The sequence below is a fragment of the Pseudomonas sp. R25(2017) genome (assembly GCF_002112565.1).
Lineage (GTDB): Bacteria > Pseudomonadota > Gammaproteobacteria > Pseudomonadales > Pseudomonadaceae > Aquipseudomonas > Aquipseudomonas ekonensis.
Genome location: NZ_NEHZ01000016.1, coordinates 99,443 through 124,082, shown reverse-complemented (window position 1 = coordinate 124,082; position 24,640 = coordinate 99,443). Strand labels below are relative to the sequence as shown.

20 protein-coding genes are annotated in these 24,640 nt (G+C 64.9%); 11 read left to right on the top strand and 9 right to left on the bottom strand.

What is annotated here, in order from left to right; translation table 11 throughout:
• Nucleotides 1-185: 185 nt before the first annotated feature.
• From CAG31_RS20530 to CAG31_RS20520, 3 genes are all read left to right on the top strand, one after another.
• Nucleotides 186-893, top strand: coding sequence for a TetR/AcrR family transcriptional regulator (locus CAG31_RS20530; RefSeq protein WP_085584555.1), 708 nt, complete (start codon nucleotides 186-188; stop codon nucleotides 891-893).
• 168 nt (nucleotides 894-1,061) lie between these two features.
• On the top strand, nucleotides 1,062-2,060 hold the full coding sequence (nagZ, locus tag CAG31_RS20525; protein ID WP_176243877.1) for a beta-N-acetylhexosaminidase: 999 nt from the start codon (nucleotides 1,062-1,064) through the stop codon (nucleotides 2,058-2,060).
• A 12-nt stretch (nucleotides 2,061-2,072) separates the two neighbouring features.
• Nucleotides 2,073-2,810 (top strand): S-methyl-5'-thioinosine phosphorylase, encoded by a 738-nt coding sequence (locus CAG31_RS20520; RefSeq protein WP_085584551.1) that lies wholly within the window; start codon nucleotides 2,073-2,075, stop codon nucleotides 2,808-2,810.
• Nucleotides 2,811-2,971: 161 nt separating this feature from the next.
• Here CAG31_RS20520 and CAG31_RS20515 read toward each other — a convergent pair whose 3' ends face one another.
• From CAG31_RS20515 to mfd, 3 genes are read right to left on the bottom strand one after another with little or no spacing between them, the layout of a single operon-like run.
• A complete protein-coding gene (locus tag CAG31_RS20515) occupies nucleotides 2,972-5,662 on the bottom strand; it encodes a DEAD/DEAH box helicase (RefSeq protein WP_085584549.1) in 2,691 nt (896 codons plus the stop codon).
• Between the two features lie 11 nt (nucleotides 5,663-5,673).
• Nucleotides 5,674-6,240 carry a CsiV family protein gene (locus CAG31_RS20510; protein WP_085584547.1) on the bottom strand — a complete coding sequence of 189 codons (567 nt, stop codon included), beginning with the start codon at nucleotides 6,238-6,240 and terminating at the stop codon, nucleotides 5,674-5,676.
• A gap of 10 nt (nucleotides 6,241-6,250) precedes the next feature.
• The gene (gene mfd / locus CAG31_RS20505) at nucleotides 6,251-9,700 is read right to left on the bottom strand and encodes a transcription-repair coupling factor (protein ID WP_085584545.1); all 3,450 of its coding nucleotides are present in this window, start codon (nucleotides 9,698-9,700) and stop codon (nucleotides 6,251-6,253) included.
• A 354-nt stretch (nucleotides 9,701-10,054) separates the two neighbouring features.
• On the opposite strand from mfd, the gene CAG31_RS20500 reads away from it, so the two are divergent.
• Complete coding sequence (locus CAG31_RS20500) at nucleotides 10,055-11,518, top strand: glyceraldehyde-3-phosphate dehydrogenase (protein WP_085584543.1); 1,464 nt, start codon at nucleotides 10,055-10,057, stop codon at nucleotides 11,516-11,518.
• A gap of 162 nt (nucleotides 11,519-11,680) precedes the next feature.
• On the opposite strand, the gene CAG31_RS20495 is transcribed toward CAG31_RS20500, so the two are convergent.
• Nucleotides 11,681-12,979 (bottom strand): MFS transporter, encoded by a 1,299-nt coding sequence (locus tag CAG31_RS20495; protein ID WP_085584541.1) that lies wholly within the window; start codon nucleotides 12,977-12,979, stop codon nucleotides 11,681-11,683.
• A 74-nt stretch (nucleotides 12,980-13,053) separates the two neighbouring features.
• Here CAG31_RS20495 and CAG31_RS20490 point away from each other — a divergent pair, with 74 nt between their 5' ends.
• Nucleotides 13,054-14,103 carry an FAD:protein FMN transferase gene (locus tag CAG31_RS20490; protein WP_085584539.1) on the top strand — a complete coding sequence of 350 codons (1,050 nt, stop codon included), beginning with the start codon at nucleotides 13,054-13,056 and terminating at the stop codon, nucleotides 14,101-14,103.
• Between the two features lie 198 nt (nucleotides 14,104-14,301).
• On the top strand, nucleotides 14,302-15,696 hold the full coding sequence (gene sthA, locus CAG31_RS20485) for a Si-specific NAD(P)(+) transhydrogenase (RefSeq protein ID WP_085584537.1): 1,395 nt from the start codon (nucleotides 14,302-14,304) through the stop codon (nucleotides 15,694-15,696).
• Between the two features lie 42 nt (nucleotides 15,697-15,738).
• Here the strand turns inward: sthA and CAG31_RS20480 are convergent, their stop codons facing one another.
• Nucleotides 15,739-16,461 (bottom strand): glycerophosphodiester phosphodiesterase, encoded by a 723-nt coding sequence (locus CAG31_RS20480; protein WP_085584535.1) that lies wholly within the window; start codon nucleotides 16,459-16,461, stop codon nucleotides 15,739-15,741.
• 14 nt (nucleotides 16,462-16,475) lie between these two features.
• Nucleotides 16,476-17,057, bottom strand: a complete 582-nt coding sequence (locus CAG31_RS20475) for a PilZ domain-containing protein (RefSeq protein ID WP_085584533.1) — start codon at nucleotides 17,055-17,057, stop codon at nucleotides 16,476-16,478.
• 94 nt (nucleotides 17,058-17,151) lie between these two features.
• Between CAG31_RS20475 and CAG31_RS20470 the strand changes: the two genes are divergently transcribed.
• From CAG31_RS20470 to CAG31_RS20460, 3 genes are all read left to right on the top strand, one after another.
• Nucleotides 17,152-18,402, top strand: a complete 1,251-nt coding sequence (locus CAG31_RS20470; protein ID WP_085584531.1) for a lipoprotein-releasing ABC transporter permease subunit — start codon at nucleotides 17,152-17,154, stop codon at nucleotides 18,400-18,402.
• A 7-nt stretch (nucleotides 18,403-18,409) separates the two neighbouring features.
• Nucleotides 18,410-19,093 (top strand): lipoprotein-releasing ABC transporter ATP-binding protein LolD, encoded by a 684-nt coding sequence (gene lolD, locus CAG31_RS20465; protein WP_170930074.1) that lies wholly within the window; start codon nucleotides 18,410-18,412, stop codon nucleotides 19,091-19,093.
• A gap of 62 nt (nucleotides 19,094-19,155) precedes the next feature.
• A complete protein-coding gene (locus tag CAG31_RS20460; protein WP_085584527.1) occupies nucleotides 19,156-20,400 on the top strand; it encodes a lipoprotein-releasing ABC transporter permease subunit in 1,245 nt (414 codons plus the stop codon).
• 107 nt (nucleotides 20,401-20,507) lie between these two features.
• On the opposite strand, the gene CAG31_RS20455 is transcribed toward CAG31_RS20460, so the two are convergent.
• Both CAG31_RS20455 and CAG31_RS20450 read right to left on the bottom strand, forming a co-directional pair.
• The gene (locus CAG31_RS20455) at nucleotides 20,508-21,857 is read right to left on the bottom strand and encodes a heavy metal sensor histidine kinase (RefSeq protein WP_085584525.1); all 1,350 of its coding nucleotides are present in this window, start codon (nucleotides 21,855-21,857) and stop codon (nucleotides 20,508-20,510) included.
• A complete protein-coding gene (locus CAG31_RS20450) occupies nucleotides 21,857-22,537 on the bottom strand; it encodes a heavy metal response regulator transcription factor (RefSeq protein WP_085584523.1) in 681 nt (226 codons plus the stop codon). The genes CAG31_RS20455 and CAG31_RS20450 overlap by 1 nt, the downstream gene beginning before the upstream one ends.
• 152 nt (nucleotides 22,538-22,689) lie before the next feature.
• Here CAG31_RS20450 and CAG31_RS20445 point away from each other — a divergent pair, with 152 nt between their 5' ends.
• Both CAG31_RS20445 and queF read left to right on the top strand, forming a co-directional pair.
• On the top strand, nucleotides 22,690-23,253 hold the full coding sequence (locus CAG31_RS20445) for a plastocyanin/azurin family copper-binding protein (RefSeq protein ID WP_085584521.1): 564 nt from the start codon (nucleotides 22,690-22,692) through the stop codon (nucleotides 23,251-23,253).
• Nucleotides 23,254-23,314: 61 nt separating this feature from the next.
• On the top strand, nucleotides 23,315-24,145 hold the full coding sequence (gene queF / locus CAG31_RS20440) for an NADPH-dependent 7-cyano-7-deazaguanine reductase QueF (protein WP_085584519.1): 831 nt from the start codon (nucleotides 23,315-23,317) through the stop codon (nucleotides 24,143-24,145).
• A 195-nt stretch (nucleotides 24,146-24,340) separates the two neighbouring features.
• Here the strand turns inward: queF and CAG31_RS20435 are convergent, their stop codons facing one another.
• The gene (locus CAG31_RS20435) at nucleotides 24,341-24,604 is read right to left on the bottom strand and encodes a DUF4404 family protein (protein WP_085584517.1); all 264 of its coding nucleotides are present in this window, start codon (nucleotides 24,602-24,604) and stop codon (nucleotides 24,341-24,343) included.
• Nucleotides 24,605-24,640 lie beyond the last annotated feature (36 nt).

The window sequence follows — 24,640 nt, the reverse complement described above, 5'->3', positions numbered from 1 at the left end:
GTGTGAGAGGCTTGGCAATGCTCGTTTTTCGGCAGCCCGCCGGACGGTCGGCGACGGCGCCCGTCAAAGGCGCGGCCTTGTGTGGTTAAATACCTGACCGACCGTTCTCAAAACGAACCGGCAGGCTTGACAAGGCATGGGCTGAAACGTATGTTTCAAACAAGTGTTTGTCAGGCGGAGTAGCCATGGCCCAGTCGGAAACCGTTGAACGCATTCTCGATGCTGCCGAGCAATTGTTCGCGGAGAAAGGTTTCGCCGAAACCTCGTTGCGTTTGATCACCAGCAAGGCCGGGGTCAACCTGGCGGCGGTGAATTACCATTTCGGTTCCAAGAAGGCGCTCATCCAGGCGGTCTTCTCTCGGTTCCTCGGGCCGTTCTGCATCAGCCTCGACAAGGAGCTGGAGCGCCGCCAGGCCAAGCCGGAGCACAAGGCATCCCTTGAGGAGCTGCTGGAGATCCTGGTCGAGCAGGCCTTGGTGGTCCAGCCCCGCAGCGGCAACGACCTGTCGATCTTCATGCGCTTGCTGGGCCTGGCCTTCAGCCAGAGCCAGGGGCACCTGCGCCGTTACCTCGAAGACATGTACGGCAAGGTGTTCCGCCGCTACATGCTGCTGGTCAACGAGGCCGCTCCGCGCATTCCGCCCATCGAGCTGTTCTGGCGCGTGCATTTCATGCTCGGTGCCGCCGCGTTCAGCATGTCCGGGATCAAGGCGTTGCGCGCCATCGCCGAAACCGATTTCGGCATCAACACGTCCATCGAGCAGGTGATGCGCCTGATGGTGCCGTTCCTCGCCGCCGGCATGCGCGCCGAAAGCGGCGTCACCGATGACGCCATGGCCGCCGCGCAACTGCGCCCCCGCAGCAAAACCGCCCCGGTGGCCGCCAAGGCCTGACCAAACGGGTGGGCGCGGCGGCGGACATCCGCTAAGCTAGCCGCCCATGCCGACTCTCGTTCTGAACCCGTTCCCCGATGAAATCGCCGACCCGCCGGGCAATGCCCCGGGCGGCGGTTGTCCGTGGAGCGGGTTTTTCGTTATCAAGGAATTCCTATGACTGCTGGCCTGCAAGGCTCGTTGATGGTGGACGTCGCCGGTACCTGGCTGACGGCCGAAGATCGCCAACTGTTGCGTCAGCCCGAAGTGGGCGGCCTGATCATTTTCGCCCGCAACATCGAACACCCGCGTCAGGTGCGGGAGCTGAGCGCGGCGATCCGCGCGGTGCGTCCCGACCTGTTGCTGGCGGTGGACCAGGAGGGCGGCCGGGTGCAGCGTCTGCGTCAGGGCTTCGTGCGGCTGCCGGCCATGCGGGCGATCGCCGACAACCCGAACGCCGAATACCTGGCCGAACAGTGCGGCTGGATCATGGCCACCGAAGTGCTGGCGGTGGGGCTCGACCTGAGCTTCGCGCCGGTGCTCGACCTGGATCACCAGCGTAGCGCCGTGGTGGGCACCCGTTCCTTCGAAGGGGATCCCGAGCGTGCCGCGCTGCTGGCCGGTGCCTTCATCCGCGGCATGAACAGCGCCGGGATGGCGGCCACCGGCAAGCACTTTCCCGGCCATGGCTGGGCTGAGGCGGACTCCCACGTGGCGATTCCGAACGATGAGCGCAGCCTCGACGAGATCCGCGCCAAGGATCTGGTGCCTTTCGCCAAGCTGAGCAAACAGTTGGCCGCCGTAATGCCGGCCCACGTCATTTACCCACAGGTCGACGCGCAGCCGGCCGGGTTCTCCCGTCGCTGGCTGCAGGACATCCTGCGCGGCGAGCTGCAGTTCGACGGCGTGATCTTCAGCGACGACCTGTCAATGGCCGGCGCCCATGTGGTGGGCGATGCCGCCAGCCGAATCGAGGCGGCGCTCAGCGCGGGTTGCGACATGGGCCTGGTGTGCAACGACCGCGCCGCCGCCGAGCTCGCCCTGAGCGCGGCGCAGCGCCTGAAGGTCAAGCCGTCCGCACGCATTGCCAGGATGCGCGGGCAGGCGTTCGCCAGCACCGACTACCGTCAGGATCCGCGCTGGCTCACCGCCCTCGGCGCGCTCAAAGACGCTCAACTGATTGATTAAGGATTCTTCGCTATGACGGTTTACGCGATTATCGGCGGCACCGGGCTGACCCAGCTGGAAGGCTTGAGCATCCGCCGCTCGCTGGCGCTGGACACGCCCTATGGAGCGCCCTCGGCCGAGGTGCAGATCGGTGAGTACGCCGGCAAGGAAGTGCTGTTCCTGGCCCGCCACGGCCACCCGCACCGTTTCCCGCCGCACAAGGTCAACTACCGCGCCAACCTGTGGGCGCTGAAGCAGGCCGGCGCCGAAGCGATCATCGCGGTCAACGCCGTGGGCGGGATCCATCCGGCAATGGGCACTGGGCATTTCTGCGTGCCGCACCAGATCGTGGATTACACCAGCGGCCGGGAGCACACCTTCTTCGCCGATGACCTGGAGCATGTCACCCACATCGACTTCAGCTTTCCCTACAGCGAGCCGCTGCGCCAGCAGTTGATTGCCGCGCTGGCGGCCGAGGGCTGCGAATACAGCGACCAAGGCGTCTATGCCTGCACGCAGGGCCCGCGCCTGGAAACCGTGGCGGAAATCGTGCGCCTGGAGCGTGACGGCTGCGACATCGTCGGCATGACCGGCATGCCGGAAGCCGCGCTGGCCCGTGAGCTGGAACTGGACTACGCCTGTCTGTCGCTGGTGGTGAACCCGGCGGCGGGCAAGACCACGGCGGTCATCACCATGGCCGAGATCGAGCAGGCGCTGCACGACGGCATGGGCAAGGTGAAATCGACGCTGGCGCGGGTGCTCAAGGGCTGAATCCGGCCCTGCGCCGCGTTGCAGTTCATGGATCCCGTGGGCAGCCGAAATCCCTGTGGGAGCCAGCCTGCTGGCGATGGCGTCAGTGAGGACACCGCCGGTGCCGGCCTCATCGCTTGCAGGCAAACGCCCACAGGGGTTGCCCGCAAGCGTTCAAGGCCCTAGCGCTTGTCGAACTTGTCCGGCAACGGCGCAAACAACGCTTCGATGTCATCGTTCTGCAGCTTCCAGTCTCCGGCCTTGCGCCCATCCAGCACGCCGGCCGCCAGGTCGGACTTTTCTTTCTGCAGGTGCTGAATCTTCTCTTCGACGGTGCCCCGGGCAATCATCTTGTAGACGAACACCGGCTTTTCCTGGCCGATCCGGTAGGCGCGGTCGGTGGCCTGGTTTTCCGTTGCCGGGTTCCACCACGGGTCGTAGTGAATCACCGTGTCCGCTTCGGTCAGGTTCAACCCGACACCCCCAGCCTTCAGGCTAATCAGAAAGATCTGACGCTTGCCGCTCTGGAATTCCTTCACCGGCGTGCGCCGGTCCCGGGTCTGGCCGGTCAGCAGCGCGTAATCCACCTTGCGTTTCTTCAGTTCGTCTTCGATCAGCGACAGCATCGAGGTGAACTGCGAGAACAGCAGGATCCGCCGGCCCTCGTCGAGCAGTTCCTCCAGCATCTCCATCAGGCTGTCCAGCTTGCCCGACGTGCTGCCGCGGGCGGGCGGGGCGGCGTCGCTGACCAGGCGCAGGTCGCAGCAGACCTGACGCAGCTTGAGCAGGGCTTCGAGGATAATGATCTGGCTGCGCGCCACGCCTTTGCGGGTGATCTCGTCGCGGACTTTCTTGTCCATGGCCAGGCGCATGGTTTCGTACACGTCGCGCTGGGCTTCGTTGAGTTCGACCCAGTGGATGATCTCGGTCTTGGGCGGCAGCTCGGTCGCCACCTGTTCTTTGGTGCGGCGCAGCAGGAACGGCTTTATCCGACCGTTGAGGTGCGAAAGCCTGACTTCGCTGGCGCGCTTTTCGATCGGCACCCGGTAATCGGCATTGAAGCTTTTGACGTCGCCGAGCCAGCCGGGCAGCAGGAAGTGGAACAGCGACCACAGTTCGCCCAGATGGTTTTCCAGCGGCGTGCCGCTCAGGCACAGGCGCTGGCGGGCGTTCAGCTCACGGGCGGCCTGGGCAGCCTTGCTGCCGGGGTTCTTGATGTATTGCGCCTCGTCCAGCACCAGCACATGCAGCGGTTGCCGGACGAGGTGCTCGATGTCCTTGGGCAGCAGCGCGTAGGTGGTGAGGATCAGATCGTAATCCTCCAGGTGCCCGAAGTGCTTTTTGCGGCCGGCGCCGTACAGCGCGAGCACCTTGAGCTGCGGGGTGAAGTGCGCCGCCTCGTCGAGCCAGTTCGGGATCAGGCTGGTGGGCATCACCACCATGCTCGGGCGATCCAGGCGTCCGGCGTTCTTTTCGCAGAGGATGTGCGCCAGTGTCTGCAGGGTCTTGCCCAGGCCCATGTCGTCCGCGAGGATCCCGCCGACCTCCAACTGGCGCAGCGACTGCATCCAGCTCAGGCCTTCGAGCTGATAGGGACGCAGCGTCGCGTTCAGGCCTTTGGGCGCCTTGGCGGAGTAGTCGCGGATGTCGCGCAGGCGCTGGGCGAAACTGCGGATCTGCTCGCCGCCTTCCCACAGCAGCGGCAGGCCTTCCAGCGAATTGAGCCGGGTGGCGTCGGCCTTGCTCAGGCGCAGGGCGGTTTCGCCCGGTTCCTGCAGATAGAACTCGCCGAGCGTCGCCAGCACCGGTTTCAGTCGGCCCAGGGGCAGGGCCACTTGCAGGGGGCCATGCTCGCTGTTGCGCTGGGGGATGTTCACCAGGATCAATTCGTCGTCGCGCCGGCGGGCGAGACGTTCCGGGTTGAGAATCTCCGTGTGCGAGCGCATCAGGTTGAGCAGGATCGGCAGCAGGCTCAGGCGTTCGCCGTTGACGATGATCCCCAGTTCCAGGTCGAACCAGTCGCGCTCGGGCGTCTGTTCGACGGTGGCGTACCAATCGTCGACGGCGGTGAGGTCGAAGCCGAATTCGTCGTCGATCTGCAGCTCCCAGCCTTGGGTGCGCAGTTTCGGCAAGTCGTTGAGGGTGAAGGTCAGCCAGGCGCTGTCGTTGACCATCTCGTAGAGTTCGCCGGCGCTTTCGGGCAGGGCCTTGCTCTGCCGGGTGGCGATGCGGAACCCGAGGATGCGCAGTTGCTCGCGGTAGGTCTGCTCGATGTCCGGGTGGCGTTTGATCCGCAGCGTCTGCGCTTCCTGGCGGATCAGGATGTCGCTGTTCTTCTGCCCGCTGACGTACTCGTCCAGATAGCTGAACGACAGCGCCGCGCGGTGCTGAATGTAGCGCTGCATCTTGCCGTTGCGCGGCTCGAACGCGCTGAACTCGACGCTGGCCAGCCACAGGCGCGGCACCGGCTGGACATTGTCCACCAGCACTTGGGGCGGTGCCTTGGGGCTGCGGCTTTCGAGGACGGCCTGGAGTTTTTCCAGCAGTTCGGCGTCCTTCGCCGCCGCCGGGTACTCAAGGGTTTCCTGCACCTGCAAAAGGACCGCCGCGCAGTGTTTGCAGTTGCTGTGGACCGGGCAGGTGCACGTGGCGTCGACCATCAGCAGCGTGCCCTTTGCCGACTCGCGCAGGCGAATGATCTGACGGTAGACGTTGCCGCCGGAGCCTTCGCAGCTGGCGGTGATGGTGGCGTCGCCGGCCTCGACGATCCGCACCCGGTTTTCCAGCGCGTAGCGGCGGCCGCGTTCCAGGCTCTGTTCCTTGAACCGGCCGACCCAGGAGGGTGCCAGCGGTTTGCTCAGGGGCGATGGCATGACGACGTCGATCAGTCCGGCACGACTTCAGGCGCTTCGCGAGGCGCAGGCGCCGTCAGTGAAGTGATCTTGATCAGCAGGGCCAGGTGGCCGTTGTCGAGGTAGTTGAGCTGGCCGTTCTTGGTGTGGCTGTCCTGCTTCAGCCGTTCGCTGGCCGTGACCATGCCGTTGCCGTCGATCTGGTTGACCCAGAAATCGGCATTCACGTCGGTGAAGCGCCCCAGTTTCATTTCCAGCGTCCCTTCGATGGGGAACTGGCCGAACTGCTCCTGGCCTTCGCTGACCGCCACTTTCGCCGGCGCTTCGCCCAGGGTCTGCTGCCAGGCCTTGTGCATCAGCACGCTGTACTCGCCGCTGGCGGTGAGCTTGGCGGCGACGTCGCCCAGGGCCGGGGTGCGCCGGCTGTCGTCGCCCAGGCGCTGGGCGCCGGCGGCCCAGTCTTCCGGTGCGGCGCGGCTGACGATCGCCGGCACGGCGTTCTGGCGCACCAGGATCATTTCGACCTGATACAGGTCATCGGCAAACGCGGTGGGGGCGACCAGGGTCATCAACAAGGTCAGTGAGCGGAACAGGCGCATGCGGCGTCCTTCAAGCAGTTGTCGGGATGAGGCGCTCGAACAGCGCCTCCACAGTATTGAAGCGCTCTTCCGGGCGCTCCATCGGCACCATGAACTTGAACATCGTGGCGCCTTCGAATTTGTAGCGTTTGGGCTGGCCCTGGATCAGTTTGATCAGGGTCAGCGGGTCGACCGGCGTCTGGGCGGCGAACTCGATGCGCCCGCCCTGCGGGCCGCCGTCGACTTTCTTGATGCCCAGCTGTTCGGCCTTAAGCTTCAGCGCGGTGAGGCGCATCAGGTTCTTGGTCGGCTCCGGCAGCAGGCCGAAGCGGTCGATCATCTCCACCTGCAGGTCCTTCAGGCCTTCCTCGTCGGTGGCCGACGCGATGCGCTTGTACAGGATCAGGCGGGCGTGGACGTCCGGCAGATAGTCCTCGGGAATCAGCGCAGGCACCCGCAGGTTCACTTCCGGGCCGCCGCCGAGCGGCTGCTCCAGGTTCGGTTGCTCGCCCTTGCGGATCGATTTCACCGCGCGTTCGAGCATCTCCATGTACAGGGTGAAGCCCACGGCCTGGATCTGCCCGCTCTGGCCGTCGCCGAGCAATTCGCCGGCGCCGCGGATCTCCAGGTCGTTGGTGGCCAGCACGAAACCGGCGCCCAGGTCCTGGGTGTTGGCGATCGCCTCCAGGCGCTTCTCCGCGTCGGCGGTGATCTGCTGGCGCGGCGGCGTCAGCAGGTAGGCGTAGGCCTGGTGGTGGCTGCGTCCGACTCGGCCGCGCAGTTGGTGCAGTTGGGCCAGGCCGAACTTGTCGGCGCGCTCGATGATGATCGTGTTGGCGCTCGGCACGTCGATGCCGGTCTCGATGATGGTCGAGGCGATCAGCACGTTGAAGCGCTTGTGGTAGAAGTCGCTCATCACCTGTTCGAGCTCGCGCTCGCGCATCTGTCCGTGGCCGATGCCGATCCGCGCTTCCGGCACCAGTTCGGCCAGGTCGGCGGCGCACTTCTCGATGGTTTTCACGTCGTTGTGCAGGTAATAGACTTGGCCGCCGCGCAGTAGCTCACGCAGCAGCGCCTCTTTGACCGTGCTCTTGTTCTGCTCCATGACGAAGGTGCGCACCGACAGGCGCCGGGCCGGCGGCGTGGCGATGATCGACAGGTCGCGCATGCCCGACACCGCCATGTTCAGCGTGCGCGGGATCGGCGTGGCGGTCAGGGTCAGGATGTCGACTTCGCTGCGCAGGGCCTTGAGCTGTTCCTTTTGGCGGACGCCGAAGCGGTGCTCTTCGTCGATGATCACCAGCCCCAGGTTCTTGATCTTGACGTCGTCCTGCAGCAGCTTGTGGGTGCCGATGACGATGTCGATCTTGCCTTCGGCCAGGTCGGCCACGGCGGCGTTGACTTCCTTGGCCGACTTGAAGCGGCTCATCACTTCCACGGTCACCGGCCAGTCGGCGAAGCGGTCGCGGAAACTGTTGTAGTGCTGCTGGGCGAGCAGGGTGGTCGGCACCAGGATCGCCACCTGCCGGCCGCCGTGCACCGCGATGAACGCGGCGCGCATCGCCACTTCGGTCTTGCCGAAGCCGACGTCGCCGCAGACCAGACGATCCATCGGCTTGGGCGCGAGCATGTCCTCGCGCACGGCTTCGATGGTGGCCTGTTGGTCCGGGGTTTCCTCGAACGGGAAGCCGGCGCTGAACGTGGCGTAGTCGGCCTTCGGGTCGGCGAAGGCATAACCTTCGCGGGCGGCGCGGCGGGCGTAGATGTCGAGCAGTTCGGCGGCGACGTCGCGCACCTGTTCGGCGGCCTTGCGCTTGGCTTTCTGCCAGGTCTCGGAGCCGAGGCGGTGCAGCGGCGCGAGTTCGTCGTCGCTGCCGGTGTAGCGGGCGATCAGGTGCAGGTTCGCCACCGGCACGTACAGCTTGGCGCCCTCGGCGTATTCCAGGGTGAGGAACTCGGCGGCCTGGTTGTCGATCTCCAGGATCGACAGGCCCAGGTAACGGCCGACGCCGTGGTCGATGTGCACCACCGGCGCGCCTTCGCGCAGTTCCGTGAGGTTCTTGATCACCGCGTCGTTGTTGGCGTCGGCGCGTTTTTCGCGGCGCCGGCGCTGCATCACCCGTTGACCGAACAGCGGGCTTTCGGCGATCAGCGCCAGCGACGGCTCGTCCAGCATCAGGCCTTCGTCGAGCGGGGCGATGGTGATCGCCAGGCGCTCCTTGCCGGCGACGAAGTCCGGCCAGCTGTCGACGGTCTTGGGGCGCAGCTTCAGGCGTTCGAGCAGTTCCAGCAGTACTTCGCGGCGGCCTGCGGATTCGGCGGTGAACAGCACGCGCCCGGGGAACGCGTCGAGGAAGGCGGAGAGGGCCGCCAGCGGCTGGCTGGCCTTGGCTTCGATGGCCAGGTTCGGCAATGCCTGAGCGGGGAAGCGCTCGCGGCCGACGCCGGTGTCCGTATCCTGTTGGCTGGCGGTGACGCGGGGCCAGCTCTTGAGCCTTGCGAAGCAGTCTTCCACCGGCAGGAACAGTTCGGCCGGCGGCAACAGAGGACGCGACGGATCGACGCGGCGTTCCTCATAGCGGTTGCGCACGTCGTTCCAGAAGTTTTCCGCCGCCTGCTCGATGCCCGGCAACGAGAACACCTGGGTGTCCTGGGGCAGGTAGTCGAACAGGGTCGAGGTCTCTTCGAAGAACAGAGGCAGGTAGTACTCGATGCCGGCCGGGGTGATGCCGCTGCTCAGGTCCTGGAAGATCGGGCAGCGACGGAAATCGACATCGAAACGTTCACGGAAGCGCGCCTTGAAGCGGGTGACCGCTTCCTTCTGCAGCGGGAATTCCTTGGCCGGCAGCAGCTTGACCGAGTCGACCTTGTCGATGGAGCGCTGGTTCTCCGGGTCGAAGGTGCGCAGGGTCTCGATTTCGTCGTCGAACAGGTCGATGCGGTAGGGCAGTTTGCTGCCCATCGGGAACAGGTCGATCAGCGCGCCGCGCACGGTGAATTCGCCATGCTCGTAGACCGTGTCCACATAACGGTAGCCGCTGGCTTCGAGCCGGGTGCGCATGAGTTCGACGTCGAGCGTCTGGCCGACGTCCAGCACCAGGCTGCTGCCGAGCAGGAACTGGGTCGGCGCCAGGCGGTGCAGGGCGGTGGTGATCGGCACCACCAGCACGCCGTGCGCCAGTTCCGGCAGGCGGTACAGGCTGGCGATGCGCTGGGAAATGATGTCCTGGTGCGGCGAGAACAGGTCGTAAGGCAGGGTTTCCCAGTCCGGGAAATGCAGCACGGGCAGATCCGGGGCGAAGAAGCTCAGCTCCTGCTCCAGCCGCTCGGCGCTTTGGCTGTCGGCGGTCAGCAGCAGCGTAAAGCGCTTGGCTGCGCTGGCAGCCTCGGCGATCACCAGGCTCAGGGCGGCACCGGGCAGGTTGCCCCAATGCTGTTTACCTGCCGCGGCAGGGAGTGGCGGTAGACGCAGAACGGGCACGGAAGGTCGGGCTCCAGGCGGTGCGACAAAGTCGGTAATTGTAGCGGCGTCGGGTGCCGCCTGTCAGTTGCAGACTGCGTCTATCTGCGCGGTTTGGGCAAAATGTAGTGGTAAAGACAAAAACGGGCGGTTTTTTGGTGGAAATGTAGTGCCGAAAACCAAGGGTGTTACGGAGGGTTACAGACATGGCTGTTTGGGTGTCGAAAAATTGACAGCGCTGGAAGCCCCGGTTTTGCTGGGCTGGCGAGGGGCGCAATTTTTTCGGCCGGTCATTTGTTACCGATTGCGCGACAGGCGCGCATTGCTACGCGAGGGACTCGGCGGCATAATGTAGCCCCTTTTTTCTGCCCCTACATGTGGAAGGTTCCCGTGACTCAGAAGCCCGACCAGTGTCTTGGTGAATGGATCGACCGTGAAGCACTCGCAGAAGCGATGATTCCGCTTATCGGTCAGCTCTACCGCAACAACAACGTGGTGAGCTCGATCTATGGCCGCAGCCTGATCAACCAGTCTGTCATCGCGATTCTCAAAGCCCACCGCTTTGCCCGCCATCGCGCTGCCGACGACAGCGAACTCTCCGTCCACGAAACATTCCCGCTGCTCAAGGCCATGAGCGAGCTCAAGCTCGGCGCGGCTTCGGTAGACCTGGGCAAGCTGGCGTTCAAGTTCCGCAACGAAGCCAACGGCCGCACCGCCGAGCAATTCGTGCGTGAAGAGATGGCCGAAGTGGTCGGTCAGCAGAACGCTTCGGCCCGCAAGGGCACCGACGTCGTCCTGTACGGTTTCGGCCGCATCGGCCGTCTGCTGGCGCGCATCCTGATCGAGAAGACCGGTGGCGGCGACGGCCTGCGCCTGCGGGCCATCGTGGTGCGCAAGGGCGCCGAGAACGACCTGACCAAGCGCGCCAGCCTGCTGCGCCGCGACTCGGTGCACGGTTCGTTCAACGGCACCATCACCATCGATGAAGCCAACAACACCATCACCGCCAACGGCAACCTGATCCAGGTGATCTACGCGAAGAACCCGACCGAGGTGGACTACACCCAGTACGGCATCAGAGACGCGCTGCTGGTGGACAACACCGGTGTGTGGCGCGACGCCGACGGCCTGGGTCAGCACCTGCAGTGCCCGGGCATCGACCGTGTCGTTCTGACCGCGCCTGGCAAGGGCAAGCTGAAGAACATCGTTCACGGCATCAACCACAACGAAATCACCGCTGACGACAAGATCGTCTCCGCCGCTTCCTGCACCACCAACGCCATCGTGCCGGTGTTGAAGGCTGTGAACGACAAGTTCGGCATCGTCAACGGCCACGTCGAGACCGTTCACTCGTACACCAACGACCAGAACCTGATCGACAACTTCCACAAGGGCGACCGCCGTGGCCGCAGCGCTGCGCTGAACATGGTGATCACCGAGACCGGCGCCGCCACCGCTGCCGCCAAGGCCCTGCCTGAGCTGGCCGGCAAGCTGACCGGCAACGCGATCCGCGTTCCGACGCCGAACGTGTCCATGGCCATCCTCAACCTGAACCTTGAGAAGGCCGCCACCCGCGAAGAGATGAACGAGTACCTGCGCTACATGGCGCTGCACTCGGACCTGCACAAGCAGATCGACTTCGTCAATTCGCAGGAAGTGGTTTCCACCGACTTCGTGGGCTCGCGCCACGCAGGCGTGGTGGACGCCGAGGCGACCATCACCCAGGACAACCGCGTCGTTCTGTACGTCTGGTACGACAACGAGTTCGGCTACAGCTGCCAGGTGATCCGCGTGATGGAAGACATGGCCGGCGTGAACCCGCCAGCGTTCCCGCGCTAAGCCTTAGCGGTACATGAAAACGCCCCGACCTTGGTCGGGGCGTTTTTGTTTGTGTGCCTGTCGCAATTGGGCTGGCCCCATCGCTAGCGGGGCGGGCTCCCACAGGGGCTGTGGCGATGCAAAATCCCTGTGGGAGCCAGCCCTGCTGGCGATGGCGGCCGGTCAGGCACCGCCGCCCACGGCTGCCTGCGCCGCGCGCTGTTCGTGCCGGTTGCCGCGGAACAGCACCAGCGTGGCAATCAGCCCCAGCACCGCCGCGCCGCTGAGCCAGATGCCCGGCGCCGCCTTGTTGTCCAGCACATGGATCAGGTAAGTGCACGCCGCCGGGGTGAAGCCGCCGAACGTGGCGGTCGCCAGGCTGTAGGCCAGCGAGAAGCCGGTCGTGCGCACCTCCACCGGCATGATCTCGGTCAGCGCCACTACCATGGCGCCGTTGTACGAGCCGTACAGGAACGACAGCCACAACTCGACGATCAGCAGATGGCTGAAGCTCGGGTTCGCCACCAGCCACGACAGTGCCGGGTAGGCCGTGACGATGGCCAGGATCGTCGCCGCCAGCAGCAGCGGTTTGCGTCCGATCCGGTCCGACACCGACCCCATCACCGGCAGCCAGAAAAAGTTCGACAGGCCGATGCACACCGTCACCAGCAAGGCATCGAAGTCAGACAGATGCAGCTCGGCCTTGCCGAAGGTCGGCGTGTAGGCGGTGATCAGATAGAACGACACGGTGGTCATCACCACCAGCGCCATGCCGGCGATGACGATGCCGAAGTTCTGGCTGATGGAGCGGACAATGTCCGACAGGGTAGGGCGATGCTTGCGCGCCTGGAACTCCGGGGTTTCCTCCAGCGAGCGGCGGATGATGAAGATCGCCGGGACGATCATGCAGCCGACCAGGAACGGCACGCGCCAGCCCCAGTCGCCCATTTGCTCGGGGCTCAGCCAGTGGTTGAGGCCGACGCCGAGCAGGCCGGCGAAGACCACGGCCGCCTGTTGGCTGGCGGACTGCCAACTGACGAAAAAGCCCTTGCGCCCCGGCGTGGAGATTTCCGCCAGGTACACCGAAACCCCGCCCAGCTCGACACCGGCGGAGAAGCCTTGCAGCAGGCGTCCGAGCAGCACCAGCAGCGGTGCGGCGACGCCGAGGGTCGCGTAGCCGGGCACGCAGGCGATCAGCACGGTGCCGGCGGCCATCAGGGCCAGTGTGATGATCAGGCCCTGGCGGCGGCCGTGGCGGTCGATGTAGGCGCCGAGGAAGATCGCCCCGAGAGGGCGCATCAGGAAGCCGGCGCCGAAGGTCGCCAGCGAAAGCATCAGGGAGGCGAAGGCGCTGTCGGCCGGAAAGAAGGCTTTGGCGATGGCCGTGGCATAGAAGCCGTAGACCATGAAGTCGAACATTTCGAGGAAGTTGCCGCTGACAACGCGAAAGATCGCCTTGCCTTTGCCCGGGGAGGAGGACATATCCAGATACTCGCTGTTGGATTTTGTATGAGGGCGTTGCGTACGTGCGGAGCGCGCGGGCGCTTTGATTCATAATGGCCGGCGCGGTTTTGCGGGGAGATGAAGAATTGTTAACTGGACGGTGGCTTGGGCTTGTGATCCTGGCGGGTGCGCTGTGCGCCTGTGGCGCCGGCGACACCCTGGAAACCCTGGGCGGGCCGACCATGGGCAGCACTTGGTCGGTCAAGTACGTGCGGCACCCGGGGCTGCCCGATCCTGCGCAGGTGCGCGGCGAAGTCGAGGGCATCCTGGCCGGCGTCGACCGGCAGATGTCCACCTACCGCAGCGACTCCGACATCTCGCGCTTCAACGGCTTGCCCGCCGGTGGCTGTCAGGTCATGCCGGCGCCGGTGCTTGAGTTGGTTCGGGTCGGCGAGCGTCTGTCGCAGCAGAGTGAAGGTTCCTACGACCTGACGGTGGAACCGCTGATGAACCTGTGGGGCTTCGGTCCGCAAGGCCGTGAGGAAAAGGTGCCGGATGACGCGGCGCTGGCGCAGGCCCGGCAGCGTGTCGGCCATCAGCATCTGCGCATCGAGGGCGAGCGGCTGTGCAAGGACGCCGCCGTCGAAGTCGACTTCGACAGCATCGCGGCCGGTTACGCGGTCGATGCGATCGCCGCCAGGCTCGAAGCCCTGGGCATCCACGATTACCTCGCCGAGGCCACCGGCGAACTCAAGGCCAGCGGCAAGAAGCCTGACGGGGCTGCGTGGCGCATCGCCCTGGAGGAGCCCCGTGACGACCGACAGGTGACGGAACGCGTCATCGAGGTCGACGGCTACGGCGTTTCCACCTCCGGCGACTACCGCAACTATTTCCGGCAGGACGGCCAGCGTTATTCCCACACGTTCGATGCCCGCACCGGCAGGCCCGTCCTGCACGATCTGGCGTCCGTGACGGTGATTGATCCTTCGGCGCTGATGGCCGACGGGCTCTCGACGCTGTTGCTGATCCTCGGCCCAGAGCGGGGTTGGGACTATGCCGAACGTCACGGCGTCGGTGCATTCTTCGTGATTCGTGCCGATACAGGTTTCGTCACGCGCGCAAGCCCTGCTTTCGAGCGGCTCAGTCGCGGGAAACCTGACTGAGGACAATGCGAAAACTGGCGTTGTAGTGCAGGCAGAGGTAGCCTACGACGCGACCAAGGGTTAATGTGCGCGGCGTTGACGCTTCTATAGACTGTGTCCGGGTTTTTTCACTGGCCCCCAATTGTTCCTTCGCGCCGCCATCCGGCGTGATTTAGCCGCCGGTGCCGTTGGCGCCGCGGCCTGTTCTGAGGAGTACGCATGGCTGTCTACAACTACGACGTGGTGGTGCTGGGTTCCGGCCCGGCGGGAGAAGGCGCGGCAATGAACGCCGCCAAGGCGGGGCGCAAGGTGGCGATGGTCGACAGCCGCCGTCAGGTCGGCGGCAACTGCACCCACCTGGGCACCATCCCGTCCAAGGCCTTGCGTCACTCCGTGCGGCAGATCATGCAGTTCAACACCAACCCGATGTTCCGGGCCATCGGCGAGCCGCGCTGGTTCTCCTTCCCGGACGTGCTGAAAAGCGCCGAGAAGGTCATCTCCAAGCAAGTCGCCTCGCGCACCGGCTATTACGCCCGCAACCGCGTCGACGTGTTCTTCGGCACCGGCAGCTTCGCCGACGAGCAGACCATCGAAGTGGTCTGCGCCAACGGCGTGGTCGAGAAGCTGGTGGCCAAGCACATCATCATCGCCACCGGTTCGCGTCCGTACCGTCCGGCGGATATCGACTTCCACCACCCGCGCATCTACGACAGCGACACCATCCTCAGCCTCGGCCACACCCCGCGCAAACTGATCGTCTACGGCGCCGGCGTGATCGGCTGCGAATACGCCTCGATCTTCAGCGGCCTGGGCGTGCTGGTGGAGCTGGTGGACAACCGCGGCCAACTGCTGAGCTTCCTCGACTCGGAAATCTCCCAGGCGCTGAGCTACCACTTCAGCAACAACAACATCACCGTGCGCCACAACGAAGACTACGACCGGGTCGAAGGCGTGGACAACGGCGTGATCCTGCACCTGAAGTCCGGCAAGAAGATCAAGGCCGACGCCTTGCTCTGGTGCAACGGACGCACCGGCAACACCGACCAGTTGGGTCTGGAGAACATCGGGATCAAGGTCAACAGCCGCGGCCAGATCGAAGTCGACGAAAACTACCGCACCTGCGTGCAGAACATCTATGGCGCCGGTGACGTGATCGGCTGGCCGAGCCTGGCCAGTGCCGCCCACGACCAGGGCCGTTCGGCCGCCGGCAGCATCGTCGACAACGGCAGCTGGCGTTTCGTGAATGACGTGCCGACCGGCATCTACACCATTCCGGAGATCAGTTCGATCGGCAAGAACGAGCAGGAGCTGACCCAGGCCAAGGTGCCGTACGAAGTGGGCAAGGCGTTCTTCAAGAGCATGGCGCGGGCGCAGATCGCCGGCGAGCCGCAAGGCATGCTGAAGATCCTGTTCCACCGCGAGACGCTGGAAGTGCTGGGCGTTCACTGCTTCGGCTATCAGGCCTCGGAGATCGTGCACATCGGCCAGGCGATCATGAACCAGCCGGGCGAGCTCAACACCCTGAAGTACTTCGTCAACACCACGTTCAACTACCCGACCATGGCCGAAGCCTATCGGGTAGCGGCGTACGACGGCCTCAACCGGCTTTTTTGAGCGGCTCCGGCCGGTGGCCTGAGCCGGCCGGGGAGACCGATTTCAGCAATTCTCGAGGGTGGCAGTGGCCAAACCGGGAAAGTCTGTAATCAGGCTGTCAACGCCGAAGTCGGCGAGCCTGCGCATCAGCGCGGGCTCGTTGACGGTCCACACCGAGACGTGCAGTCCTTGGCGCTGCGCCTTCTGCAGGCGCTCCGGCGTGCACAGCGTCCAGTTCAGGGCCAGGATCTCGCAACCGTAGTTCTGCGCGACCTTCAGCGGGTCCAGCCAGGCGTACTCGGCCACCAGGCCGCGGGACACGTCCGGCACCAGGTCCTGCGCTGCCTTCAACACTTCCCGTGAGCTCGAGGTGATCGTCACCTTGTCGAGCAGGCCATGCCTGACCGCCATTTCGCGGATCGCCAGCACCGTGGTCGCGGCGCGGGTGCGCGAGGCGCTCTTGACCTCCAGTTGCCAGTGCTCGAAGTCGCATTTCTCGAACAGCTCTTCCAGCGTCGGGATCGGGCAGGGCTTGATCCAGCCCGGGCCGCCCTTGCGCGCATCGTAGGTCACCAGTTCGGCGGCCGTGTGCTCGACGACCTTTCCGCGCCGCTCGGTGGTGCGCTTGAGGGTCGGGTCGTGGATGACCATCAGTTCGCCGTCCTTGGACAGGTGCAGGTCCAGTTCGCAGCGGCGCACGCCGTGCTTGAGGCATTCCTGAAAGCTGGTCAGGGTGTTTTCCGGTGCTTCGCCCTTGGCGCCGCGGTGGCCGTAGATGAGGGTCACGGTTCTTCCTTAATTCAAATGCCTGATTCGTTCTGTTCGCGGGCCAGGCGTCGTTCCTGGGCCTGCTTCTGCAGGATGTAGCGGGCGAGCAATTGGCGCTGGGCATCGGTCAGGTGCTCGAACTCGGTGCCGACGTCATAGCCGTCGCCCTTGCGGTCGCAATGGGTCACGCGGGCGCGCAGCAGCAGGCCGAGGGCCTGGGGCATCAGCACCAGCTTGACCGACAGCCGCGCGCCGACGGTCACGGGCGTCGGGTGCTGGAAGTCGATGCCGCCTTCGGAGATGATCACCGGCTGCGGCTCGCCGATGTGGCCGAGCACGGTCAGGGCGACCACCTGGCTGAGCAGGTCGATGCGTTTGTTCTGGGTCTTCAGGAACGCGGCGATGGCGCGGTCGCGCTCGCTGATCTGGCGCAGCAGGTGCTGCGACTCGAATTCGCTCAGGTGCAGTTCGCTGAGCAGGTTGAAGAGGGGGGAAGCATCCTGCAACACTTCCTCGCCCGCCGCTTCGGGAGCGGACAGGGGCCTAATTTCCAGTGCGATCATGTCCTCGATACGGTAGTATTCGCGGCGATCTTCTTCATCTAATGTCGACATGGCGAACCCATGGTAGCGGCGGTGGTCTGAGTGTAAAGCTGGTTATCGACCCCCGCCACAAGGACGTTCCTTTTCCCTCCGAACAAGCCCCGACATGTTCAGACCTCTCTTCGTATTCATCGGCACGCGTTACACCCGTGCAAAGCGTCGCAATCATTTTGTCTCCTTCATTTCCCTGACTTCGATGATCGGGCTCGCCCTTGGCGTGGTCGTGATGATCGTGGTGCTGTCGGTGATGAACGGCTTCGACCATGAGATGCGCACCCGCGTGCTGGGCATGGTGCCCCACGCCACCGTCGAGTCCGGCGAAGCCATCAGCGACTGGCAGGGCCTGGCCGACAAGGTCAGGCAGAACCCTCAGGTGACGGCCGTCGCGCCGTTCACCCAGATGCAGGGGCTGCTGACCAACAACGGTCAGGTGTCCAAGGTGCTGCTCAACGCCATCGACCCGGCGCTGGAGCGCAACGTGTCGATCATCGACAACTTCATGCGGCAGGGCAAACTCGACGACCTGACCCCGGGCAGCTTCGGCATCGTCATCGGCGACAAGGCCGCGGCCAAGCTCGGCGTGGGCCTGGGCGACAAGATCACGTTCGTGGCGCCGGAGGTCAGCGTGACCCCGGCCGGCATGTTCCCGCGCATGAAACGCTTCACGGTGGTCGGCATCTTCCACGTCGGCGCCGGCGAGATCGACGGCTACCTGGGCGTCACCAACCTGCAGGACCTGGCGAAGCTGCACCGCTGGAAGCCGGATCAGGTGCAGGGTTTGCGCCTGAAGTTCGACGACCTGTTCCAGGCCCCGCGCGAGGCGTGGAACATCGCCCGGCAGCTGGGCGAAGACCGTTACTACGCCCGCGACTGGACCCGCACCCACGGCAACCTGTACCAGGCGATCCGCATGGAGAAAGCCATGATCGGCCTGCTGTTGCTGCTGATCGTCGCCGTGGCGGCCTTCAACATCATTTCCACGCTGGTGATGGTGGTCAACGACAAGAAGGGCGACATCGCGATCCTGCGCACCCTGGGCGCCACGCCCGGGACGATCATGCGCATCTTCATGGTGCAGGGCACTGTGATCGGCGTGGTCGGCACCGCCATCGGCGCGGTGGTCGGGATCTTCGCCGCGCTCAACGTCAGCGCCGCGATCTCGGCCCTCGAAGGCCTGATCGGTCACAAGTTCCTCAACGCGGACGTGTACTTCATCGATTACCTGCCGTCGCAGGTGCAGAGCCAGGATGTGGTGATGGTCTGCTCCGCCGCGTTGGTCCTGAGTTTCCTCGCCACCCTGTATCCCGCCTGGCGTGCCGCACGCACCCAGCCGGCGGAGGCGCTACGTTATGAGTGAGTCGGGCATGAGTCAAAAAGCGATCTTGAGCTGCCGCAGCCTGGGCAAATCCTACGAGGAAGGCCCGGAGTCGGTGGAAGTGTTGGCCAATCTGCAGCTGGAGTTGTTCCCCGGCGAGCGGGTGGCCATCGTCGGTACGTCGGGTTCGGGCAAGAGTACCTTGCTCAACCTGCTGGGCGGCCTCGACACGCCGACCAAGGGCAGCGTCTGGCTCGCCGGCGAAGAGCTCTCGGCACTGAGCGAGAAGGGCCGCGGCCAGCTGCGCAACCGCGCGCTGGGTTTCGTGTACCAGTTCCACCACCTGCTGCCGGAGTTCACCGCGCTGGAGAACGTCTGCATGCCGCTGCTGATCGGCAAGACGCCGATCCCGGAAGCCCGTCAGCGTGCGACGGCGCTGCTGGAGCGGGTCGGCCTGGCCCATCGTCTGGAGCACAAGCCGGCCGAGCTGTCCGGCGGTGAGCGTCAGCGTGTGGCGATCGCCCGCGCGCTGGTGAACAAGCCAGGGCTGGTGATGCTCGACGAGCCGACCGGCAACCTCGACTCCCACACCGCCCAGGGCATTCAGGACCTGATGCTCGAACTCAGCACTTCGATGCGCACGGCGTTCCTGGTGGTGACCCACGACATGAACCTGGCCCGCCAGATGGATCGCGTCCTGCACCTGCAGGAAGGTTGCCTGACCCCCATCTGACGCCCGCAGCCCGATGCCGGTGAAGGCGTCGGGCCTTTTATTCCCAAACGGTGCCCCAGCGAATGTTCAGACCGTTATCGATCTTCATCGGCGCGCGCTACACCCGCGCCAAGCGCCGCAACCGCTTTGTTTCGTTCATCTCGATGACTTCGATGATCGGGCTCGCCCTCGGCGTGCTGGCGATGATCGTGGTGCTGTCGGTGATGAACGGCTTCCAGCGCGAAATGAGCTCGCGCATCCTCGGCATGGTGCCCCATGCGACCATCGTCGGCGTCAACCCCATCGATGACTGGCAACCGGTGGCCGCCGCCGCGCTGAAGAACCCTGAAGTCACCGCCGCCGTGCCGTTCACCGAAATGGAAGGCATGCTCTCCTACAAGGGGATGATGCAGCCGATCCAGATCAGCGGCGTCGACCCGGCCCAGGAAGGCAAGGTGTCGATCGTCGCGCAGCACATCGTGCAGGGCCGGCTCGATGCCTTGAAGCCGGGCGAGTACGGCGTGGTGCTCGGCGAGATCACCGCGCGGCGCTTCCGCCTGAACGTGGGCGACAAGATCACCCTGATCGTGCCGGAGGTCAGCACCGCGCCCGGCGGCATCACCCCAAGGATGCAGCGCCTGAACGTGGTGGGCGTGTTCAAGGTCGGCGCCGAGCTCGACGGCTCCATGGGCCTGATCCATGTGGCCGACGCCGCGCAGATGCAGCACTGGGAACCGAACCAGGTGCAGAGCGTGCGCCTGGCGGTGAAGGACCTGTACGCCGCGCCGAAGGTCTCGTCCGACATCGCGACGGGCCTGGGCGCCGGCTACAAGGCCGACGACTGGACCCACACCCAAGGCAGCCTGTTCAGCGCGATGAAAATGGAAAAGACCATGATTGGCCTGCTGTTGCTGATGATCGTCGCGGTGGCGGCGTTCAACATCATCGCGACCCTGATCATGGTGGTGAACGACAAGGGTGCGGACATCGCGATCCTGCGCACCATCGGCGCCACGCCCCGGCAGATCATGGCGATCTTCATGGTGCAGGGCACGGTGATCGGGATCGTCGGCACGCTGATCGGCGGCGTGCTCGGCGTGATCGCCGCGCTGAACGTCAGCGAGATGGTGGGCTGGATCGAACGGGTCACCGGGCAGCACATCTTCAGTTCGGACGTGTACTTCGTCAGCAACCTGCCGTCGGAGCTGCAAGGCGGCGACGTGCTGCTGATCTGCTCGGCGGGCTTCATCATGAGCTTCCTGGCCACCGTGTACCCGGCGTGGCGGGCGGCGAAGGTCGAGCCGGCGCAGGCCTTGAGATACTCCTGAGCCTCAGGATCGCCATCACCAGCAGGCTGGCTGGTTCCCACAGGGATGGATGACACAGATCCCATGTGGGAGCCAGCCTGCTGGCGATGAGGCCGCAACGGCCGGCCTCAATCCCCCTTCGGCAACTCGATCACAAACCGCGTCCACCCCTGGGCCGATTCGCAATGAATCTGCCCGCCATGGGCGCGGACGATGGATTGGGTGATCGCCAACCCCAGCCCGGCGTGTTCCTGGCTGCCTTCCTGGCGGGCCGGATCGGCCCGGTAGAAACGGTCGAACAGGCGCGGCAGCAGCTGCGCCGAAATCCCCTCGCCGGTGTTTTCCACGCTCACCCTCAATGACGTTGGCTGCTCGGCGATCAGCAAGCGCACCTGGCCCTCGGCCGGGGTGAAGCGCAACGCGTTGTCCAGCAGGTTCGACAAGGCCCGGCGCAGCATGCCGCGGTCGCCGTCCAGGCGCCCGTGGCCTTCGCGGCTGAGCGTCACGCCGGCGTCTTCGGCCAGCGGCGCGAAGAATTCCAGCAGCGTGTCGGTCTCGTCGGCCAGTTCCAGCGGCTCGCGCGTGGGCATCAGCAAACCGTGGTCGGCCTTGGCCAGGTACAGCATGTCGTTGACCAGTTGCGCCATCCATTGCAGCTCTTCGAGGTTGCTGTGCAGGGCTTCGCGGTAGTCCTCCATGGAGCGCGGGCGGGTGAGGGTGACCTGGGTGTGGGTCAGCAGGTTCGACAGCGGCGTGCGCAGTTCATGGGCGATGTCGGCGGAGAACGCCGAGAGCCGCTGAAAGGCGTCGTCCAGGCGGCCGAGCATGGCGTTGAAGCTTTGCGCCAGTTCCGAAAGTTCCGGCGGCATCTGCTCCTGGGGCAGCCGTGCGTTGAGCGATTGCGCCGAGACGCCGCGCGCCACCGCGCTCATGCGCCGCAGCGGACGCAGGCCGCTGCGCGCGGCCCAGGCGCCGAGCAGCGCGGTGGCCAGCGCCGACAGACCGACGGTCAGCCAGATCAGGTGCTGCATGCGTTGCAGGAAGTGTTGGTGATGGGTGATGTCCAGCAGCAAGGTCAGCTGTGGTGAGTCGGCCTTGTCCGGATAGAGTGCCGCGTTCAGCACCCGGTAATCGGTGCCGTCGTCGCTGACCGTGGCCAGGCCGCTCGCCCGGGGCAGCGTTTCGGGCAACCGGTCCGAACTGTCGTACCAACGCTGGCCATCGCTGCCGCTGATGCGCAGCGACAGGTCGGCCTGTCGGCTCAGTTCGTCGGCCAGCCGCGCCTGGCGCTGATGGTCCGGCACGTCCTGCAGGGCCCGGCGCAGGCCGATGAGCTTGCTGTCGAGCAACTGCTGATCCAGTTCAATGAAATGCGCCTCGCTGGCGCGGCTGAACAGCACCCCGGCCACCAGCGACACAGCGGCGGTGCAGGCGGCGAACAGCAAGGCCAGGCGCCCGCTCAAGGAAAGCCTGCGCATCAGTCGGCCCGCTCTTCGAGGACGTAACCCATGCCGCGCACGGTGTGGATCAGCTTGTTGGGGAAATCGTCGTCGATCTTCAGGCGCAGCCGCCGGATCGCCACTTCGATCACGTTGGTGTCGCTGTCGAAGTTCATGTCCCAGACCTGCGAGGCGATCAGGGATTTGGGCAGCACTTCGCCCTGGCGGCGCAGGAGCATTTCCAGCAGGGCGAATTCCTTGGCCGTGAGGTCGATGCGCTGGCCGCTGCGCTCGACCCGGCGGCGGATCAGATCCAGGCGCAGGTCCGCCAGTTGCAGGCTGGTCTCCTGGGGCGTGGCGCTGCCGCGCCGCAGCAGGCTGCGCACCCGGGCCAGCAGTTCGGAGAAGGCGAACGGCTTGACCAGGTAGTCGTCGGCGCCCAGCTCCAGGCCGTGCACCCGGTCTTCCACCGCATCCTTGGCGGTCAGGAACAGCACCGGCGTATCCAGGCCGGCGCCGCGCACGGCCTGCAGGATCTGCCAGCCGTCCCGGCCGGGCAGCATCACGTCGAGGATCAGCAAGGCATAGTCGCCGCTCAGCGCCAGTTGCTGGCCGCTGTTGCCGTCGGCCACAAGTTCGGTGTTGAACCCCGCTTCGGTCAGGCCCTGGCGCAGGTAATGACCGGTTTTCGGTTGGTCTTCGACGATCAGCAGTTTCATGGGCGGCTCGGGTGAGGTTTCGGGGCGTTATACCGTGGACGGTCGCCACGCAGGCCAACCTGACAAAGTTGTAATCTGCCTGTCAGGTTCGCGCCAGCGCAGACGGGCTAGAGTTTCCCACAGGCTGAACCTTTCTTTGTTGGAGTACGACCATGTTTTTGCGCAACCGTCTGACCGTCGCCGCCTGCCTGCTGGCGCTGAGTTCGCCTGTGTGGGCGGCCGGGGCGCACACCTACGATTTCGGCCAGCCGGCCCCGGCGGCCAAGGCCAGCCGCAGCATCGAAGTGGTGATGGGCGACATGTCGTTCGATCCCAAGGCCATCGAGGTCAAGGCCGGTGAGACCGTTCGTTTCGTGCTGGTGAACAAGGGGCAACTGCTGCACGAATTCAACCTGGGCGATGCGGCGATGCATGCCAGCCATCAGCAGGAAATGCTCAAGATGCAGCAAAGCGGCATGCTCACGCCTACGGGCATGAAAGAAATGTCCCACGACATGGCCGGCATGGACCACAGCGCGATGGGCCACGACGCCATGGCGATGGGCGCGATGAAGCAGGGCATGAAGCACGACGACCCCAACAGCGTGCTGGTGGAGCCCGGCAAAACCGCCGAGTTGACCTGGACGTTCAGCAAGGCCGTCAATCTTGAGTTTGCCTGCAACATCCCCGGCCATTATCAGGCCGGCATGGTCGGCAAACTGACGGTCAGTCAGTAAGCACTCAAAGGCGGGGGCAAAGGCTGGTAGAATCCGCTGATTATTCAGTCAGGTTTCCGCCATGCATCCCGCAGCCGAACATTCGCCGCTGGGCAAATCCAGCGAATACATCGCCACCTACACGCCGTCCCTGCTGTTTCCGATCCCGCGTACCGCCAAATGGGCGGAGCTGGGGCTGACCGCAGACACCCTGCCGTACAAGGGCGTGGATTTCTGGAACTGCTTCGAGCTGTCGTGGCTGCTGCCGTCGGGCAAGCCGGTGGTGGCGATCGGCGAGTTCAGCATCCCGGCGGATTCGCCGAACATCATCGAGTCCAAGTCGTTCAAGCTGTACCTGAACTCGCTGAACCAGACGCCGTTCGCCGACACCGCCAGCCTGGAGGCGACGCTGGTCAAGGATCTGTCCTCCGCCGCCGGCAAGCCGGTGGGCGTGCGGATCCGCAGCCTGAAGGACGTCGAGGCCGAAGGCGTCACCGCGCTGCCGGGCGTGTGCATCGACGACCTGGACATCCGTGTCAGCAACTATGAGCATCCGCGCCCCGAACTGCTGCGTTGCGACGATTCGCGAGTGGTGGAGGAGAGCGTGCACAGCCACCTGCTCAAGTCCAACTGCCCGGTGACCAGCCAGCCGGACTGGGGCAGCGTGGTGGTGGAGTACCGCGGCGCGGCGCTGGACCATGCCAGCCTGCTGGAGTACATCGTCAGCTTCCGCCAGCATTCGGACTTCCACGAGCAGTGCGTGGAGCGGATCTTCCTCGACCTGCAACGGTTGCTCAAGCCAGAGAAACTGACCGTCTATGCCCGCTACGTGCGCCGCGGCGGCCTGGACATCAACCCGTACCGCAGCACCGAAAGCGCGCAGTGGCCGAACCTGCGTCTGGTTCGCCAGTAAAGACTTTCGCCACAGGCGGTGTTCGCGCCGGCCTCATCGCCAGCAGGCTGGCTCCCACAGGGTTCTGCGGTGAATCCAGAATCTGTGTTCACCGCCAAACAGGGTGGGAGCCAGCCTGCTGACGAAGGCGCCCGTGAAGGCACCGCACATGAAAAAGCCCTGCCGGCGACGGCAGGGCTTTTTTTGTGCTGGGGCTCAGATGCCCATGCTGACCAGTGAGTTCATGATGTTGCGCAAGGTGCCGGCGATGGCAGGGTGTTCGACCTCGAAGCGTTCGACCGCCAGGTTCACGCCATCGGCAATGTTGGTGTCCTGAGTGGATTTCTCCAGATCGAGCTTGGATTTGATCTGCTCCATGAGCTGGTGCAGATGTTCGCGCTCGGCATCGGACAGCGGCGGATTCTGTTCCAGTTGCTCGCGCAGGGTGTTGAGCTGTTCTTGCAGTTCGCGGGCGGGCATGGCGGTTTCCTTTTGTCGAGAGGCACTGGCATAGAC